The organism is Kushneria konosiri, assembly GCF_002155145.1.
GTDB classification, from domain to species: domain Bacteria; phylum Pseudomonadota; class Gammaproteobacteria; order Pseudomonadales; family Halomonadaceae; genus Kushneria; species Kushneria konosiri.
The window spans coordinates 184,034-199,896 of the sequence record NZ_CP021323.1; the positions used below are offsets into that span (position 1 = coordinate 184,034).

General features: G+C 57.1%; 19 protein-coding genes. 14 read left to right on the forward strand and 5 right to left on the reverse strand.

Translation table 11 applies throughout. The features are described 5' to 3' along the window. Nucleotides 1-107: 107 nt before the first annotated feature. On the reverse strand, nucleotides 108-1,370 hold the full coding sequence (gene icd, locus B9G99_RS00940; protein ID WP_086620337.1) for an NADP-dependent isocitrate dehydrogenase: 1,263 nt from the start codon (nucleotides 1,368-1,370) through the stop codon (nucleotides 108-110). A gap of 115 nt (nucleotides 1,371-1,485) precedes the next feature. On the opposite strand from icd, the gene B9G99_RS00945 reads away from it, so the two are divergent. The 10 genes from B9G99_RS00945 (at nucleotide 1,486) to B9G99_RS00990 (ending at nucleotide 10,063) form a co-directional block, all read left to right on the forward strand. Then, nucleotides 1,486-2,094, forward strand: a complete 609-nt coding sequence (locus tag B9G99_RS00945; RefSeq protein ID WP_086620338.1) for a pseudouridine synthase — start codon at nucleotides 1,486-1,488, stop codon at nucleotides 2,092-2,094. After that, nucleotides 2,091-2,573, forward strand: a complete 483-nt coding sequence (locus B9G99_RS00950) for an NUDIX domain-containing protein (protein WP_086620339.1) — start codon at nucleotides 2,091-2,093, stop codon at nucleotides 2,571-2,573. The genes B9G99_RS00945 and B9G99_RS00950 overlap by 4 nt, the downstream gene beginning before the upstream one ends. A gap of 105 nt (nucleotides 2,574-2,678) precedes the next feature. Continuing rightward, the gene (gene mnmA / locus B9G99_RS00955) at nucleotides 2,679-3,821 is read left to right on the forward strand and encodes a tRNA 2-thiouridine(34) synthase MnmA (RefSeq protein ID WP_086623201.1); all 1,143 of its coding nucleotides are present in this window, start codon (nucleotides 2,679-2,681) and stop codon (nucleotides 3,819-3,821) included. Beyond that, nucleotides 3,818-4,429 (forward strand): high frequency lysogenization protein HflD, encoded by a 612-nt coding sequence (gene hflD / locus B9G99_RS00960; protein ID WP_086620340.1) that lies wholly within the window; start codon nucleotides 3,818-3,820, stop codon nucleotides 4,427-4,429. The genes mnmA and hflD overlap by 4 nt, the downstream gene beginning before the upstream one ends. A 74-nt stretch (nucleotides 4,430-4,503) precedes the next feature. Next, on the forward strand, nucleotides 4,504-5,880 hold the full coding sequence (gene purB / locus B9G99_RS00965) for an adenylosuccinate lyase (protein WP_086620341.1): 1,377 nt from the start codon (nucleotides 4,504-4,506) through the stop codon (nucleotides 5,878-5,880). 26 nt (nucleotides 5,881-5,906) lie between these two features. Beyond that, entirely contained in the window at nucleotides 5,907-7,106 is a 1,200-nt protein-coding gene (locus tag B9G99_RS00970; RefSeq protein ID WP_086620342.1) for a cupin domain-containing protein, read from the forward strand. 47 nt (nucleotides 7,107-7,153) lie between these two features. Next, nucleotides 7,154-7,540 carry a GNAT family N-acetyltransferase gene (locus B9G99_RS00975; RefSeq protein WP_335617620.1) on the forward strand — a complete coding sequence of 129 codons (387 nt, stop codon included), beginning with the start codon at nucleotides 7,154-7,156 and terminating at the stop codon, nucleotides 7,538-7,540. Nucleotides 7,541-7,690: 150 nt separating this feature from the next. Further along, nucleotides 7,691-8,158 (forward strand): outer membrane lipoprotein, encoded by a 468-nt coding sequence (locus tag B9G99_RS00980; RefSeq protein WP_086620344.1) that lies wholly within the window; start codon nucleotides 7,691-7,693, stop codon nucleotides 8,156-8,158. Nucleotides 8,159-8,303: 145 nt separating this feature from the next. Next, on the forward strand, nucleotides 8,304-9,281 hold the full coding sequence (locus B9G99_RS00985; RefSeq protein ID WP_086620345.1) for a lipid A deacylase LpxR family protein: 978 nt from the start codon (nucleotides 8,304-8,306) through the stop codon (nucleotides 9,279-9,281). Nucleotides 9,282-9,493: 212 nt separating this feature from the next. Next, entirely contained in the window at nucleotides 9,494-10,063 is a 570-nt protein-coding gene (locus B9G99_RS00990; protein ID WP_158521414.1) for an OmpW/AlkL family protein, read from the forward strand. 86 nt (nucleotides 10,064-10,149) lie between these two features. Here the strand turns inward: B9G99_RS00990 and B9G99_RS00995 are convergent, their stop codons facing one another. Both B9G99_RS00995 and B9G99_RS01000 read right to left on the reverse strand, forming a co-directional pair. Continuing rightward, on the reverse strand, nucleotides 10,150-10,683 hold the full coding sequence (locus tag B9G99_RS00995; RefSeq protein ID WP_227875865.1) for a gamma-glutamylcyclotransferase family protein: 534 nt from the start codon (nucleotides 10,681-10,683) through the stop codon (nucleotides 10,150-10,152). Further along, nucleotides 10,680-11,033 carry a YqcC family protein gene (locus B9G99_RS01000; RefSeq protein ID WP_158521415.1) on the reverse strand — a complete coding sequence of 118 codons (354 nt, stop codon included), beginning with the start codon at nucleotides 11,031-11,033 and terminating at the stop codon, nucleotides 10,680-10,682. Before B9G99_RS01000 ends, B9G99_RS00995 begins: the two co-directional genes overlap by 4 nt. A gap of 283 nt (nucleotides 11,034-11,316) precedes the next feature. Here B9G99_RS01000 and B9G99_RS01005 point away from each other — a divergent pair, with 283 nt between their 5' ends. The 4 genes from B9G99_RS01005 to B9G99_RS01020 all read left to right on the forward strand — a co-directional run bounded on the left by B9G99_RS01005 (nucleotide 11,317) and on the right by B9G99_RS01020 (nucleotide 14,307). Next, a complete protein-coding gene (locus B9G99_RS01005; RefSeq protein WP_158521416.1) occupies nucleotides 11,317-12,339 on the forward strand; it encodes a DUF3549 family protein in 1,023 nt (340 codons plus the stop codon). Beyond that, nucleotides 12,332-12,769, forward strand: coding sequence for an ATP-dependent zinc protease family protein (locus B9G99_RS01010; protein ID WP_086620349.1), 438 nt, complete (start codon nucleotides 12,332-12,334; stop codon nucleotides 12,767-12,769). Before B9G99_RS01005 ends, B9G99_RS01010 begins: the two co-directional genes overlap by 8 nt. A gap of 23 nt (nucleotides 12,770-12,792) precedes the next feature. Further along, on the forward strand, nucleotides 12,793-13,701 hold the full coding sequence (rimK, locus tag B9G99_RS01015) for a 30S ribosomal protein S6--L-glutamate ligase (RefSeq protein WP_086620350.1): 909 nt from the start codon (nucleotides 12,793-12,795) through the stop codon (nucleotides 13,699-13,701). 162 nt (nucleotides 13,702-13,863) lie between these two features. After that, nucleotides 13,864-14,307, forward strand: coding sequence for a hypothetical protein (locus B9G99_RS01020; RefSeq protein ID WP_086620351.1), 444 nt, complete (start codon nucleotides 13,864-13,866; stop codon nucleotides 14,305-14,307). A gap of 37 nt (nucleotides 14,308-14,344) precedes the next feature. Here the strand turns inward: B9G99_RS01020 and B9G99_RS01025 are convergent, their stop codons facing one another. Both B9G99_RS01025 and sufT read right to left on the reverse strand, forming a co-directional pair. Next, a complete protein-coding gene (locus B9G99_RS01025) occupies nucleotides 14,345-15,139 on the reverse strand; it encodes a SanA/YdcF family protein (protein WP_227875866.1) in 795 nt (264 codons plus the stop codon). Nucleotides 15,140-15,277: 138 nt separating this feature from the next. Continuing rightward, a complete protein-coding gene (sufT, locus tag B9G99_RS01030; RefSeq protein WP_086620352.1) occupies nucleotides 15,278-15,841 on the reverse strand; it encodes a putative Fe-S cluster assembly protein SufT in 564 nt (187 codons plus the stop codon). Nucleotides 15,842-15,863 lie beyond the last annotated feature (22 nt).

The window sequence follows — 15,863 nt, forward strand, 5'->3', positions numbered from 1 at the left end:
CTCATGCCCGGGGGTAGCACGGGAGTCAAACATCATCAGGCGTGTCATGCAGGCAGCCATCCTCCCTTCAGCCGCCCTGCATGACGTCCGGCGCTTAAAGAAAATCCTCAGGCCGACATGTTGCGCACCACGGCATCGGCAAAGGCCGATGTGCTTAAAAGCGTCGCCTCGGACATGACCTGATGAAAATCTCCGGTCACCTCACCGTGGGCGATCGTGGCTTCCATGGCGCTGACGATGCACGCCGCTGCTTCATCCCAGCCAAGATAGCGCAGCATCATTTCAGCCGAGAGTATCAGTGACCCCGGGTTGGCACTATCCTTTCCAGCCAGCTTCGGGGCCGTCCCGTGAGTGGCCTCGAACATCGCTACAGCGTCACCGCGGTTGGCACCGGGTGCGATACCGATACCGCCTACCTGAGCCGCCAGCGCATCGGAGAGAAAGTCACCGTTGAGATTGAGCGTGGCGATGACATCAAACTGCTCGGGATGAATCAGGACTTCCTGAAGCATGGCATCAGCGATGACATCCTTGATCACGATCGTACTGCCATCGAGCGGGTTTTCCATGGAAAGCCACGGTCCGCCATCGAGCGGCGTTGCCCCGAACTCGTCACGTGCCACGTCATAGCCCCACTGCTTGAAGGCGCCCTCGGTGAACTTCATGATGTTGCCCTTGTGCACCAGCGTCACCGATTCCCGACCATTTTCGATGGCGTAGTGAAGCGCCTTGCGCACCAGTCGCTTGCTGCCCTCTTCCGAGACGGGCTTGATGCCGATTCCACACTGATCGGTAAAGCGAATATTGTCGACCTGCATCTCTTCGCGCAAAAACCGGATGACCTTCTGGTTTTCGGCCGTCCCTGCCTGCCATTCAATACCGGCATAAATGTCTTCGGCATTTTCCCTGAAAATCACCATATCGACATTCTGCGGCTGGCGTACCGGACTGGGCACCCCCTTGAACCAGCGTACCGGGCGCTCACAGACATAAAGATCCAGCGTCTGGCGAAGTGTCACGTTCAGTGAGCGCATGCCACCGCCGACCGGCGTGGTCAACGGCCCCTTGATGGAGACCACATAATCCCTGACGGCGTCGAGCGTTTCCTGGGGTAGCCAGGTACCTTCACCATAAACACGCGTTGCCTTTTCACCGGCATACACCTCCATCCACTGAATCTGACGGTGTCCGCCATAAGCGTTTTTGACGGCGGCATCCACCACCTTTTTCATGGCCGGCGTGATGTCTGCACCGATTCCGTCGCCCTCAATGAAGGGAATGATGGGATGATCCGGTACCGACAGCGTTTGATCGTTGTTGACCGTAATCATATGGCCACTGTCAGGAATGCTGATATTGCCGCTGGACATGGGGTGAGGTACTCCGACGTGATGAGGACGAAAGATTCTGTCCCGAGATGAGTCGCCTAATGTAGCATCAAGGACCCGCCACTGCGTAGAGGTTGTCGACAATCAGACCAGACTTATGAGCACACTTTATCTCTTTCACAAGCCTTTTCAGGTACTGACCCAGTTCACCGACCCGCAGGGCCGTGACACGCTTTCCCACTGGATCAATGTTCCGGACATCTATCCGGCAGGCCGGCTGGATTATGACAGCGAGGGGTTACTGCTGCTGACCGATGACGGCATGCTGGCCCACCGAATCACCCATCCTGATCATAAACAGCCCAAGACCTATCTTGTACTGGTAGAAGGTCAACCTGATGACAATGCCATCAAGGCCCTTTCCAGGGGGGTGATGCTCAAGGATGGGCCAACGCGCCCGGCCCGCGTACGTCGCGTCACCTCACCACAGGTTCACCGACGAGAACCGCCGGTGCGTCATCGTGCCAATATTGTTGACACATGGCTCGAGATATCAATCACCGAAGGTCGCAATCGGCAGGTACGCCGCATGACGGCACACGTGGGCCACCCCACCCTGAGACTGATCCGCACGGCCATCGGTCAATGGACACTGGGTACGCTTTCGCCGGGTGAATGGCGGCGTGAGACCATTCACATGCCGCGCACTACGTCGTCAGCAAACACACGCCCCTCGCGCGACCGATCACGCAGGAAACCGCGATGAACCGATTCCTTCCTCACGTCACGGTGGCTGCCGTGGTGACCGACCGTGAACGTTATTTGCTGGTTGAGGAGCGCAACCGTCTCCGACCGGACGCGACAGTAACCGTCTTCAATCAGCCGGCCGGTCATCTCGAGGCCGATGAATCCCTGATCGATGCTGTTCACCGGGAAACGCTTGAAGAGAGCGGCTGGGAGATCGCGCTCGAGGGCTATATGGGCCTTTACATCAATACCGCACCCAACGGTGTGGTCTATCACAGCCATACCTTTCTGGCACGCCCGGTGCGACGGACCAATGAGACACTCGATGACGGCATCATACGGGCTGACTGGTACTCGCTGACCGACATTCAAGCGCTGGAGTGTCAAGGACGACTCAGAAGCCCCCTGGTGCTCAGACGCATTCATGATGCCCTCGAAGACCGTCTCTATCCGCTGACCCTGATCCGGGATCTCGATCACCCTGATACTGCCTCATGAGATTTCAGGACAGGCATCGTGCCAGGCTCGTTGACTCTCGCCTGTCAAGGCAGGGGGCCGCTGACGTATAATGTCGGCCAAATGATTTCTTACGACGGGTACGCCATGACTTCCCCTGTCAACAACACAGTCTCCTCTTCCACGCTTTCAAGAGTCATCGTAGGCATGTCCGGCGGTGTGGATTCTTCCGTGACGGCGCTTTTGCTGCTTGAGCAGGGCTATCACGTGGAAGGTCTTTTCATGAAGAACTGGGATGAGGACGACGGTACCGAGTACTGCACGGCGAAAGCCGATCTGGCCGATGCGCAGGCCGTGTGTGATCGCCTGGGCATCCGCCTGCACACGGCCAATTTTGCCGCCGAATACTGGGACAACGTCTTCGAGCATTTTCTCGAGGAATACCGTGTCGGTCGAACGCCCAATCCGGACATCCTTTGCAACCGCGAGATCAAGTTCAAGGTCTTTCTCGACTATGCCGCCATGCTGGGCGCTGACCTGATCGCCACCGGCCACTACGTTCGGCGCGAGGATCGTGACGGTCGCACCCTGCTGTGCAAGGGCATCGATGCCAACAAGGATCAGAGCTATTTCCTGCACGCCGTCAGCGAACAGGCGCTCAGCCGCACCCTGTTTCCGATCGGGGAAATGGAAAAGTCCGAAGTGCGAGCCATCGCTGAACAACACGGTCTGGCGACAGCACGCAAGAAGGATTCCACCGGCATCTGCTTTATCGGCGAACGTCGCTTTGCCGATTTTCTGCGCCAGTACCTACCGGCCCAGTCAGGGCGCATTCAGACCCCTGAAGGCGAGGATATCGGCGAACACATGGGGCTGATGTATTACACCCTGGGGCAGCGCCAGGGGCTGGGCATCGGTGGCATCAATGGCTATCCGGAAGCCCCCTGGTATGTGGCTGACAAGGATCTTGAACGCAACGTACTGATTGCGGTACAGGGCAAGCATCATGACCTGCTCTATCGACAGTCGCTGACCACCGAAGCCATGCACTGGATCGGTGAAGCGCCTGCAACGAAGGATTTCCACGCCAGCGCCAAGATTCGCTATCGCCAGAGCGATCAGCCCTGCCGGGTCGTCGTCAACGAGGATCAAAGCGTTACCCTGATCTTTGACGAACCCCAGCGCGCCGTCACCCCGGGGCAGTCCGCAGTCCTCTACCAGGGCAACGTTTGCCTGGGCGGTGCGGTGATTGCCACGACATTTCGTCAGGCACTGGAGAGTGCAGCATGAACAGTGAAGCGCGCCAGGCACTGGCACTGGCCGGCGTATTCCAGGCCGCGACCGTGGTTGATGAACTCGCTCGTACGGGACATACCAATGAACGGGCCTGGTCGACGCTGATCAGAGCCACGCTGGATACCGACCCCGCCTCGTTCGAGGATATCTATGGCGGCCAGATCAACAATCTGCGTCCGGGTATCGAGGCACTGGAGAGTGTCCTCACGCGCCAGCAGGTTTCCCCCAATGTCATGCGCTACGGCTTCTCCCTGATTCTGCTCATGCATCGCCTGCGCAAGAACAACGAGATGATGAACACGCTGGGGCAGCGTCTTGGGCAAATCCAGGGCCAGGCCGAGCATTTTGGCGAGTTGCACGAGAACGTGATCGCAAGCCTGGGTGAACTCTACCAGGAGACCCTGTCCACCTTTCGATATCGCATTGTGGTACAGGGTGACCCCTCCCTGCTGCAGAGTCGGCAAATGCCGGAGCGTGTCAGAGCAATTTTGCTGTCCGGTGTGCGTTTTGCGCTGCTCTGGCACCAGCAGGGTGGCCGACGCTGGAAACTGGTCGCCGGGCGCAGCGGCATTCGACGCGCGCTTAAATCGCTCGACGGCTAATGGCTTTTCGGGCAGCTCTCCCCCGGGCTGCCCTTTTCATTTCACAACGATTGGGCAAAGGCCCGGGAATCACGATGGAACTTTCTGCACTGACCGCTCTCTCTCCTGTTGATGGCCGCTACGGCAGCAAGACGATGGCACTGCGTGAACATTTCAGTGAATACGGCCTGATTCGCGCCCGTGTCATTGTCGAGGTGCGCTGGCTGGAACGTCTGGCCGAACACGAGCAGATCGAGGAAGTCCCGCCGTTATCGGATGAGGCACGACAGTTTCTGGATCGGTTGATCAAGGACTTTTCCGTTGAAGAGGCCGAGCGCGTCAAGACCATCGAGCGCACTACCAATCACGACGTCAAGGCGATCGAATACTTTCTCAAGGAGAAGTTCGAGGGTCACGCCGAGCTTGAGGCCATCAGCGAGTTTGTGCACTTTGCCTGCACCAGCGAAGACATCAATAACCTGTCCCACGCCCTGATGCTGCGCGCCGGACTCGACAACGTTCTGCTGCCGACCATGCGCGAGATTGTCGAAGCCGTCACCACCCTGTCGCAGGCGCACGCCGAGCAGCCCATGCTGTCGCGCACGCACGGCCAGACCGCCAGCCCCACCACGCTGGGAAAGGAAATGGCCAACGTGGTCTATCGCCTGCGTCGCCAGCTCAAGCAGATCGAATCCATCGAGATGCTCGGCAAGATCAATGGTGCGGTCGGCAATTACAACGCCCACCTGGCCGCCTATCCCGAAATCGATTGGGCCGAGAACGCGCGCGTCTTCATCGAGCGTCTGGGACTGAGCTTCAATCCCTACACCACGCAGATCGAGCCGCACGACTACATTGCCGAGTTCTTTGACAGTGTCTGCCGCTTCAATACGATCCTGATCGACTTTGATCGCGATGTCTGGGGCTACATCTCGCTGGGCTATTTCAAGCAGCGCACCGTGGAAGGCGAGATCGGCTCCTCGACCATGCCACACAAGGTCAACCCAATCGACTTTGAAAACTCGGAGGGCAATCTTGGGCTGGCCAACGCCATTCTTGGGCACCTGGCGCAGAAGCTGCCCATCTCGCGCTGGCAGCGCGACCTGACCGATTCTACCGTGCTGCGTAACCTGGGGGTGGGGCTGGCTCATGGCCTGATCGCCTATCAGGCCACGCTCAAGGGCATCAGCAAGCTGGAAAGCAATCCGACACGACTGGACGCCGACCTTGATCAAAGCTGGGAAGTGCTGGCCGAGCCGGTACAGACCGTCATGCGTCGCTACGGTATCGAAAAGCCCTACGAAAAGCTAAAGGCGCTGACGCGCGGCCGTCAGATCGACCAGCAGGGCTTTGCACAGTTCATCGATACGCTGGCGCTGCCGGAAGACGTCAAGACAAGACTCAAGGCCATGACACCGGCGAGCTATACCGGGAACGCGGCCGAGCAGGCACACGACATTACACGTACCTGAAGCGCATCCAACAGCAGGGATCTCTCATGACCGATCACACACGCCTCCCTCTGGGAGGCATGTCAGCCGAAACCTTCCTGCGCGATTACTGGCAGAAAAAACCGCTGTTGATCCGGGGCGCCTTTCCGGATTTCCAGTCGCCGCTGGAGCCGGACGAGCTGGCGGGCCTTGCCTGTGAAGACAACGTCGAGGCGCGTCTGGTCGAGCTGGAAGGGCCGGACAAGGCATGGCAGGTCTCGCACGGCCCGTTCGATGACGAGACCTTCTCCCGCCTTGGACGCCGCGACTGGTCCCTGCTGGTTCAGGCCGTGGATCACTATGTGCCGGATGTGGCCGAACTGCTCGAGCACTTCACCTTTATCCCGCGCTGGCGACTGGATGACATCATGGCAAGCTTTGCCCCGCCGGGTGGCAACGTTGGCGCACACGTTGACAACTACGACGTGTTTCTTCTGCAGGCCAGTGGTCAGCGCCGCTGGCAGCTCGGTGATGTCATGCCAGACGATGCCCCCATCATTGATGGCATCGATCTGCGCATTCTTGCCGACTTCCAGGTGACCAACGATCAGGACTGGGTGCTCGAGCCCGGCGACATGCTGTATCTGCCGCCGCGAGTGGCCCATCATGGCATCAGTCAGAGCGAAGACTGCATGACCTTCTCGGTCGGCTTTCGGGCGCCGTCCATGGATGAAATGGTGACGTCCTGGGCGGATTACCTCGGTGAACAGCTTGAAGAGTCATCGCGCTATCAAGACCCGGACCTGGAAGCGTCCGATGACAGCGCCCTGATCAACGACGTCACCCTGACCCGCGTGCGCAAGCAGATGCTGGCCGCGCTGGATAACCCCGAGCAGATGGCACAATGGTTCGGACGCATCATGACTCAGGTGAAATATCCCGATCAGCTGATGCCCCCCATGACCCCGGCCAGCGAAGACACGGTGACCCGCGCACTGGAAGAAGGCGACCTGCTTGAACCGTCCCCCGGTTCGCGGCTGGCCTGGCACCCACAGGAGGAACGCGCCACGCTCTTTGTCGATGGTGACGGTCACGAATGCAGCTCTGCACTGGCAAGGCGCCTGACCGGCGCCAGGCTTCTGGATCAGGAGATACTATCGCTGGAAGGTGCTGGCGCTCTGCTTGCGACGCTGCTCAATCGCGGCAGTCTTCGCTGGGTAGATGAAGATGAGGATCTGGATGATGACGACGAGTTTGCGGACGACTGACCATGCCGGGTGATGAGATCACAATCGAAACTGGCGATTGGGCAACGTTGAGTGAACCCTGTAGCCATATCCGACGTCTCGTTTTCATCCAGGAGCAAAGCGTTGATGAAAGCGAGGAGCTGGACGCACTGGACGCGGTGTGCACTCACTTTCTCATCGTGGATGGCCAGATACCCTGCGGTACCGCAAGGCTCCTCCCCGATGGCCATATCGGACGTGTCGCCATCCTCACAACTCATCGTGGTCTTGGACTGGGCGCAAGGCTGATGCATCACGTGATTGAACATGCCAGAGCGAAACACTTCACCGAGTGCGCGCTCAGCGCCCAGACTCATGCCACCGGATTCTACGAACAGCTGGGCTTTGTGGCGCATGGAGCGGTGTATATGGATGCGGGCATCCCACATCGTGACATGACGCTGGCGCTTGCCTGAGCCAGAAGGGTGACGCTGGCAGTTGCCATATTCGCAGGCTACAGTGTTGCTGCATGCAGACCGGATGGAAACCTGTACCGGATTCCATTGTCAAACAGTGTTCCAGAACAAACAGCCCGTCGGCTCAAAAAGCCGGCGCAGGAGTAATCCATGAAGCGTTATCTTGCTGTTGCAGCCGTTGGCATTCTGACCCTTGGCGGGTGCGCCAACAGCGACATCTACTCCGGTAATACTTACACCGGCAACCAGGCCAAAACGGCACGCAACGTCACCTATGGCACGGTCACCGGTGTACGTCCCGTGACCATTCAGGCGGGTAACGAAAACAACTCCGGGCTTGGCGGGATCGGCGGTGCCGTTCTGGGCGGCCTTTTGGGCAACCAGTTCGGTGGTGGCTCCGGGCGTGTCCTGACAACGGCAGTAGGTGGCATTGGTGGCGCCATTGCCGGCAGCAAGGTTGAAGACCGTGTCAATCAGGTCAGCGCCTATGAAATTCAGGTCCGCACTGACAGCGGTCAGGACATTGTGGTGGTGCAAAAGGCTGACACCCCCTATCAGCCCGGCCAGCGCGTCAGACTTATCGGTTCGGGCAACAGCATGAGCATCGCGCCCGAATAAGCGCTTTGCTTGTTTTCAACGTTTTAAAAACCGCCTTTGTGGCGGTTTTTTAACGCCTGAAGAATTGACCGGGCACAGTCTGTCATCATCAGCTAAAGTAAGCCTGTTAATGAAAATAGCCTCATAAAAAACGGGAACTTTTCTCATGATCGGTCGCGCGATACTGGCAGGCAGTACCCTGCTTTTCTCCGCTTCTGCCATGGCAGATGGCGTTTTGACCCTCAAGCTTGCCAATGACTTCTTCAGTGCACGCAGCGATGACGGCCACTATACCAGCGGGCTTGAAGGAAGCTGGACCTTCAAGCCGCACGACAATCACTGGACACGCACAGTGGCGGGCTGGATTCCGGGCTGGAGTGCCGATGACGTTGATGCCGCCTCCTATCGCTTTGGCCAGCAGATCTATACCCCCAGAAATACCAGACGTGATGAACTGATCACCGATGACCGCCCTTATGCAGGCTATCTCTATGGCGGCGTCTCCCTTTACCGCCACAACCTGAGCCCACAGTGGCGCATCAACGATGCCTTCTCTCTGGATATCGGCCTGGTTGGCCCGGGATCTGGTGCAAAGGCGGTGCAGAAGAACTTTCATCATCTGGTCGACAGTGATGATCCAAAGGGATGGCATCATCAGCTCAACAATGAACCCACCGTCACCCTTGCCATGCAGCGGAGCTGGTGGTATCGCGATAGTCTGGGCGATCTGTCCATGGAATATGGCCCCAATATCGGCCTTACTTTAGGCAACCTCTACGACTATGCCTCTGCAGGGCTGGGGATCCGTCTCGGACGCCAGCTGGACAATCAGTACACCACACCGAGTGCAGCGCCCTACTCTTCTTCCAACATGATGTTTTCGCGTGACCGCAGCTTTAACTGGTACGTCTTTGGCAACGCACAGGGCCGTTTCGTGGCACGTAACATGCTGCTGGATGGCAACACGTTTGAAAACAGCCACAGTGTCGACAAACGTCAGTGGGTAGGTGATCTGGAACTTGGCGGCGCCATCACCTGGGGTAGCTACAACTTGAGCCTGACAACACTTAAACGCAGCCGTGAGTTTGAGCGTCAGGACGACGCTGACTACTTTAGTGTTGTGACGTTATCAAGCTGGCTTTGATCCCGACAGAATGATCCGGGAACCGGCTTTCCTGTATAACTCTTGTATCGCTTCATAGCTTTCGATTATCAAAACAATAAAAAACACTGTAAAAAAATAACGTGACAAACAAAACAGTGTTCTCTATAGTTTGCATCAAGCATTAGGAAACAGCGTTTTCCAACTACAACCCCATCGATATGAACCTATTCATTTCGAGCAAGGAGAAGATCATGACTCTGAACAAACTCTTCGCAGCTTCTGTTCTGGTAGGCACCAGCGTTTTCGCCGCTCAGTCTGCCATGGCTTATGGTCAGGGTGATGTCTACGCCCGCGCCGATGTTGTTAAATCCGACATCACCGCCAGCGGCGGCTTCAATGACGAAAACACCTGGAACGGTGCCATCGGTGTCATGCCGTTTGACAAGCTGGGGGTTGAACTTAGCGGCAGCAACAGCAACGACTATGACGGTAACAACGGCGATAGCTTCAAGATGAAGCAGTACAACATCATGGCGCAGTACTACCCGTTGGGCGGCACCGACTCACGCGTTCAGCCTTATGCAGGTCTGGGCGCCAGCTACGTTACCTTCAACGATTCAAGCCTCAATGGCGGCGCTGACACCTTTGAAAAGCGTCAGTGGGCACCGACAGCTCAGGTAGGTACTGACCTTCTGATCACTGATAACTGGGCACTCAACGGCTTCGTCCAGTACACCGATCTGAAGGCTGACTACACCGATGGCGGCGATCGCGACATCGATCCGCTGACCGTAGGCGGCGGCGTCTCCTTCCGCTTCTAATCGCCGGATATGACAGGTTCTGCACAAGTTGCTGCAGAATACAAAAGGCCACCCTTATGGGTGGCCTTTTTCATTGCAGGTTTCAATTACCCTGGCGTGGTTCGAGAAATTCCCAGCGACAGCAGTGCCTCATCACCAAGACTTTCAATACAGTGCTGGGTCCTCAGGCGCTCAAGATAGGTTTGGCTTAGAAAGTCTCTGCCTTCAAGAAGGTGTCCCAGATATTCACGTGCCGGCAATCGCCCGGGCGCCGTTTTTTCCGGCAAAGCCACATAAACCCAGGCAAATCGCGGTCCATCAGGGGTATCAATCCTTTCCACCTGTCGGCAGTACTCTGCAGGATGACCTTCAAAGGGGTCCATGTCCCTGATCTGACCAGGGTGGTTCAACTCATATAAAACGCCTTCGACCTGCCCTCCAGCCTCCTTCCTGACATTGGCATGCGCGACGCCATCGACCCGGGAGGCCTTGTCAAAATAGAGCTGCCAGCCTTCAAGAAGTCCAGACATCCTGCGCCGGGTCTCCCCGACGCGCGCCTGCATCCGATCGGCATTCATGTTGCTGCCATAGGCAAAATAATGAAGTATTTCAACATCCTGATCATGAAATTCGCCGCTCATTCACTCTCCTGTGGTCGCAGTTTACCTTTGACGAGCACGTTATCCACATCGCGAAGTGCTTCCAGAATGGGCAGTCGAACGCTGGACCGGTTTTCCTGCAGATAGACTTCAGCTGCCGGAGCGATATTGGCATTGTCCGGCAGCGGGTGCCTGCCGTCCATGAGACTGCGCAGTCGGGGAATCAGCACATAGCGCAGCCATTGACCCATCGACATGGTGTCGGCGTTGAAAGGTTGCTCACTGTCAAAGGCTGACGGCTCAGGCTGGGTCTGACTTTTCCAGAGGTCTCCTGCACGCATGGCAGCTTCAAGACGTGTCAGTGCGACATCCAGTGATTCATATTGGGTCATGAGGGTTCCTGCTCGATAAAATGGAATACCGACCATTATGCGGGCGCAAAACGATGAATAAAATGACGAGCAGCTGACATGGGCCTGTCATTGTCCGGTCATCTTTTTGCACAGATTGACTGAATGAACGTGTGGATAAGATCGGGATAGTTTTGCCAGCCCCTGTTGACTCGCTGGCTGCAGGGATTTGTTTATTTTTTGCACAGTGCGGGACTGGCGCACCAATCATCAACACGATACATTGCGCGGCCGCGCCGATATGAATCCTTCTGGAAATACCCTGATGTTAACGCCCACACTTGTTGATCTTTTCAGTCACGCCGACATCACGCTTCAAATCTATCATCTCGGCCGGCGCGTCGTGCCCTGCTCCCTTGAACACTTCGGAGCCTTTGAAAGACAGGAAATCGCCTGGTCCCAGCCCTGGCAATCGCAGGCACAGGTGGCCCTGGTCTTTACGCCTGCCCCTGCAGATGACCCCATCATCTGGTGTCTGGCGCTGCCGCTGGACGAGCAGTCCATGCTGGTACCGGCCTTGCGCGATGGATTTCTCGAGCAGTTGATGAGCGCCTTCAAGCGCCAGCCGGATGGCAGCCTGGCGCTGGACAGCGCCGCAGAAACCCTCAAGGAGGTTGCCATTGCCCTGCAGCCCGGTGAACTCACCAAAGCGCTTTTGCATGCGCGCATTGCTCATGATCTTGAACGCCCGGCCAGCCGTTTTCATGACGACGCCCGAGCCTACTATTTAGGTGATGAGCCAACACCGGCGTGGCAGGACCTGGGTCTTCAGGGCATCGCTGATCTGGTGGTGCGCCGAACGGATGAGGACGAGAGGCATCTGGCCAGCCGGCTGGAGAAACTCTCCAGCCCGGCGCTTGTCGCCCTGTGTGACTGTCTTGCGCATGCGCCAGTACAGCAGCCTTCCCTGCTTGACGCCATGGTATCAAGGCATCAGGCAACGGCTGCGGATCATCCTTGCCTGCAGGCACTCATGAGCGCGATTCTGGCCAGCCCGCTCGATCAGGCAGGTCGATGGCTGGAAACCCTGCTGGAGCACTCGATGGAGACTACGGCGCTGGCTACCATTGCCGCACGTGGCTGGCACCATCTTGAGCATGAACAGCGCAGCATCGACTATCTTGTCAATATGTCGCAGCTTTCGACGCATGATTTCAGGGTTCTGATCAAGGACCTTACCCGAATCCCGCGTCTTCGGCTGCCCATGATCATGGCCATGAAGCAGGCAAGCCCCGGCTCTACCCTGTGGCAGCAGATTGACGCGATACAGAGAGAAAAGCATGGATGAGCTACCTTATAAACCAAGAGCCATCGTGGGCCGCCGAGAGATGGTGGCTCTACCGGAGCTTGATCTGCGACTGGCCTGCAAGATCGATACCGGTGCCAGAACCTCTGCCCTGCATGCTCGCAACATTCATGCCTTCGAGCAGCAGGGCGAGTGGTGGATCAGCTTTGATACCTGGAGCGGCGAAAGTACACAAAATGACAGTCGTTTTACTCTCCCGCTGAGTGATCGGCGCAAGGTCAGAAGCTCCAATGGTCATGCCAGCTGGCGATATGTTATTCGAACCACCATGCAACTGGGAGAATTGACCCAGGAGCTGGATCTGACTCTGGTAGACCGCGCTGCCATGAAACATCCCATGCTGCTGGGGCGTCGTGCCATGAAAAGGGTTCTGGTGGCCCCTGGCACTGCCTTTCTGCATGGCAAACCCTGAGCACGGCTCAAAAGGACCTCTTCATGCATATCGCCCTGTTATCCCGCAATCGCAACCTCTATTCCACAAGGCGACTGATCGAGGCCGCCGAGCAACGTGGACATACGGTACGCGTGATCGACACCCTTCGTTGCTATATGAACATCGCTTCTCATCATCCGACGATTCATTATCGGGGCGAGCAGCTTGAACCCTTTGATGCCGTCATCCCTCGTATCGGCGCCTCGGTGACCTTTTATGGCACGGCAGTTCTGCGTCAGTTCGAGATGATGGGCACTTATGTCCTCAACGACTCGGTCGGGATTACCCGGTCGCGAGACAAGCTGCGCTCGCTGCAACTCCTGTCTCGCAAGGGTCTGGGATTGCCGATTACCGGTTTTGCCCACTCTCCCGATGACATCCCCGACCTGATCAAGATGGTCAAGGGCGCGCCGCTGGTCATCAAGCTTCTGGAAGGTACACAGGGGATCGGTGTAGTACTGGCTGAAACCCAGCAGGCCGCAGAGAGCGTCATTCAGGCTTTCATGGGGCTCAATGCCAATATCATGGTGCAGGAATACATCAAGGAAGCGCGCGGCGCAGACCTTCGCTGCTTTGTCGTGGGCGACAAGGTGGTCGCGGCCATGAAACGCCAGGCGGCCGAGGGGGAATTCCGCTCCAATCTGCATCGGGGTGGCAGCGCCAGCAGCATCCGAATTACCCCGGAAGAGCGCTCTACTGCCATTCGCGCTGCCAAGGCCATGGGACTTCAGGTGGCAGGCGTCGACCTGCTGCGTTCCAATCACGGGCCGGTGATCATGGAGGTCAATTCCTCGCCCGGCCTCCAGGGCATTGAAACCAGTACGGGCAAGGATGTTGCCGGTATCATCATCGAGCATATTGCACGAAATGCAGCCCCGGTGACCAAGGCCCCGCCGCGTCCCAAGGGCTGACAGGGGAAGAGCTCGCAACTCGACTGGATAACAGGACACCATCAGCAGGATTTTCCTCTAATAAATCCTGGCTGATGGATGTCACAAATCCTTCCAGCACGTTAGAATTTCAATACCTTCCTTCCCCCACAATTCTTCTGGCATCAGTGGAGATAGCCCCTCATGTTTCTCGACAATCGCCAGGCGGCGATGGATGGCCTGCTCGAGGCTCTGGCCGATAGCCTTGACTACTATCAGGATAATGTCGCCCGCCTGCGCAACGACATGCGTGAGGCATTGTCTCCCTGTTTTGAAGAACGTCGCCAGGACATGCGTCTGCTACAGCAGCAGGCCAAGCGGCACCTAGATCTACTTCCTCGAGATGCCGACGTCGAGCGCGATGACTATCTCTGGCTCTGGAGTCGGCTCAAGAGCTTTGTGGTCAACAATGAACATGTCCTGGTCAACGAACTGCTCGAGCAGGAGCGCATCATCATGCAGGCGCTTTCCACCATGATGACCCATGCCCTGCCGGAAGAAATCGAGCCTGTCATGGAGCGGCTATGGAAAAACTGCCGCGCCACCATCCGCGTATTGCATCAGTATCAGCATCAGAAAAAACGCTGATTCTCGCGCAGGCATTGACCGGTCAGGCAGTCTCGTTTCATCGGATCACGCGCCACGGCGGCGCCGGTTTCGAAGCACTCGGCGCATCAAGTCGTATCCTTAGATTTCTCAGGGCATGCTCTACAGGAGCGGGCATGGGCACGCGCTGATACACCGGGATGATATTACCGGGGGCCTGAGCACTGGTAGGCAAAACGATGCTCGGCCCCAGAAAATAGGGATGACGGTCGAGGAGATAAAGGTCGGCGATGACCTGCACGCGTGCCAGAATTTCCCTTGCCCACATCCAGCGATCCTCGAATATCGTGCGCCCACGGGTGGCACACCCTCTGGCTTCAAGACCAAGATATCGGGCAATGAAAAGCGCGCGAGGCAGATGCCAGCGCTGAGAGATGAGCGTCACTTTTGACACGCCAAACACATCCCGACTGCGCGCCAGCGTATCGAAGGTACTGAAACCGGCGTAATCAAGCGTCATGGCAGCATCTGGTATCTGCGCCTGACGAAGGTCACGCCACATGCGCACAGGCTCATTGTAGTAACGCGTATGGTTATCACCGGAGATCAGCAGATGATCCACCTGCCCCGACTTCCAGAGACTTGCCGCCAGGTCCAGCCGAGCCCGATACCAAGGGTTCTCACCACCGCCACGTAATCCGTAGGACGTCCCAAAGACCAGCCCTACCGGCTCATGAGCGCACTGCTCGCTTTCAAGCGTGATGCTGGCATGGGTCTTTCGCCATACCCAGTAATTGGCACTTATCGTGACTATAACGAGCAGCACCAATGCCATGGCACCCGCGATTGCCATGCCCTTGAGCAATCCTGCCATGTATTTATTCATTCGCCAGGCAATCACCAGAACAGACCGCCGGCCAGCTTAAGCGACCACTTGCGAGCGAGCAATACCCCAGCAAAAGCGCCCCGAAGCCTGAGCTCTCGGGGCGCTGAATATCGGGCTTTCAAGCCTTCAAAACATGTTGAGCGCAAGCCTTGCCTCATCGCTCATCATCTCGCGCGACCACGGCGGGTCAAAGACCAGCTCGACGTTAACGCGATTGATCTGCTCGGCACCCAGAATTTTGTGTTTGGCATCTTCGGCTATCACTTCTCCCATGCCACAACCCGGGGCTGTTAGCGTCATTTTGATCTGCGCCATTTTCTGCCCGTCGATCAACGTCGTGATCCTGCAACCATATACCAGGCCCAGCTCAACAATATCGACCGGAATTTCCGGATCAAAACAGGTATGAAGCTGCGCCCAGACAAAAGCTTCCAGCTCTTCATCGGTAGCGCCATCAGGAAGATGGGGCCTCTCCATGGGCTCCATCCCGAAGGCGTCCAGATTAAAGCCTTCGATCAAAAACATGTTGCCCTTGTGCAACACCGACACCGATGTGCCAAGCGCCTGCATGACCTGAACCGTTTCATCCTCATCGAGCCAGACCGGCTTGCCAAAGGGAATCGAAATCGCCTCGACACTGCGCTGCAGCGGTAACTGGTGGCCCTTTTGAAGGGATGTGATTGCACTCATCAATAATTCTCTCTGGCCATGC

Excerpts from the sequence above, each read along its gene's own strand:
- B9G99_RS01005 (WP_158521416.1), top strand. The coding sequence starts at position 11,317 with ATGTTAACGCCCACACTTGTTGATCTTTTCAGTCACGCCGACATCACG.
- B9G99_RS00990 (WP_158521414.1), top strand. The coding sequence starts at position 9,494 with ATGACTCTGAACAAACTCTTCGCAGCTTCTGTTCTGGTAGGCACCAGC.
- sufT (WP_086620352.1), bottom strand. The coding sequence starts at position 15,841 with ATGAGTGCAATCACATCCCTTCAAAAGGGCCACCAGTTACCGCTGCAG.
- rimK (WP_086620350.1), top strand. The coding sequence starts at position 12,793 with ATGCATATCGCCCTGTTATCCCGCAATCGCAACCTCTATTCCACAAGG.
- B9G99_RS01020 (WP_086620351.1), top strand. The coding sequence starts at position 13,864 with ATGTTTCTCGACAATCGCCAGGCGGCGATGGATGGCCTGCTCGAGGCT.
- purB (WP_086620341.1), top strand. The coding sequence starts at position 4,504 with ATGGAACTTTCTGCACTGACCGCTCTCTCTCCTGTTGATGGCCGCTAC.
- B9G99_RS01025 (WP_227875866.1), bottom strand. The coding sequence starts at position 15,139 with ATGGCAGGATTGCTCAAGGGCATGGCAATCGCGGGTGCCATGGCATTG.
- B9G99_RS00995 (WP_227875865.1), bottom strand. The coding sequence starts at position 10,683 with ATGAGCGGCGAATTTCATGATCAGGATGTTGAAATACTTCATTATTTT.
- icd (WP_086620337.1), bottom strand. The coding sequence starts at position 1,370 with ATGTCCAGCGGCAATATCAGCATTCCTGACAGTGGCCATATGATTACG.
- B9G99_RS00980 (WP_086620344.1), top strand. The coding sequence starts at position 7,691 with ATGAAGCGTTATCTTGCTGTTGCAGCCGTTGGCATTCTGACCCTTGGC.
- hflD (WP_086620340.1), top strand. The coding sequence starts at position 3,818 with ATGAACAGTGAAGCGCGCCAGGCACTGGCACTGGCCGGCGTATTCCAG.
- mnmA (WP_086623201.1), top strand. The coding sequence starts at position 2,679 with ATGACTTCCCCTGTCAACAACACAGTCTCCTCTTCCACGCTTTCAAGA.
- B9G99_RS01000 (WP_158521415.1), bottom strand. The coding sequence starts at position 11,033 with ATGACCCAATATGAATCACTGGATGTCGCACTGACACGTCTTGAAGCT.
- B9G99_RS00950 (WP_086620339.1), top strand. The coding sequence starts at position 2,091 with ATGAACCGATTCCTTCCTCACGTCACGGTGGCTGCCGTGGTGACCGAC.
- B9G99_RS00945 (WP_086620338.1), top strand. The coding sequence starts at position 1,486 with ATGAGCACACTTTATCTCTTTCACAAGCCTTTTCAGGTACTGACCCAG.
- B9G99_RS01010 (WP_086620349.1), top strand. The coding sequence starts at position 12,332 with ATGGATGAGCTACCTTATAAACCAAGAGCCATCGTGGGCCGCCGAGAG.
- B9G99_RS00985 (WP_086620345.1), top strand. The coding sequence starts at position 8,304 with ATGATCGGTCGCGCGATACTGGCAGGCAGTACCCTGCTTTTCTCCGCT.
- B9G99_RS00970 (WP_086620342.1), top strand. The coding sequence starts at position 5,907 with ATGACCGATCACACACGCCTCCCTCTGGGAGGCATGTCAGCCGAAACC.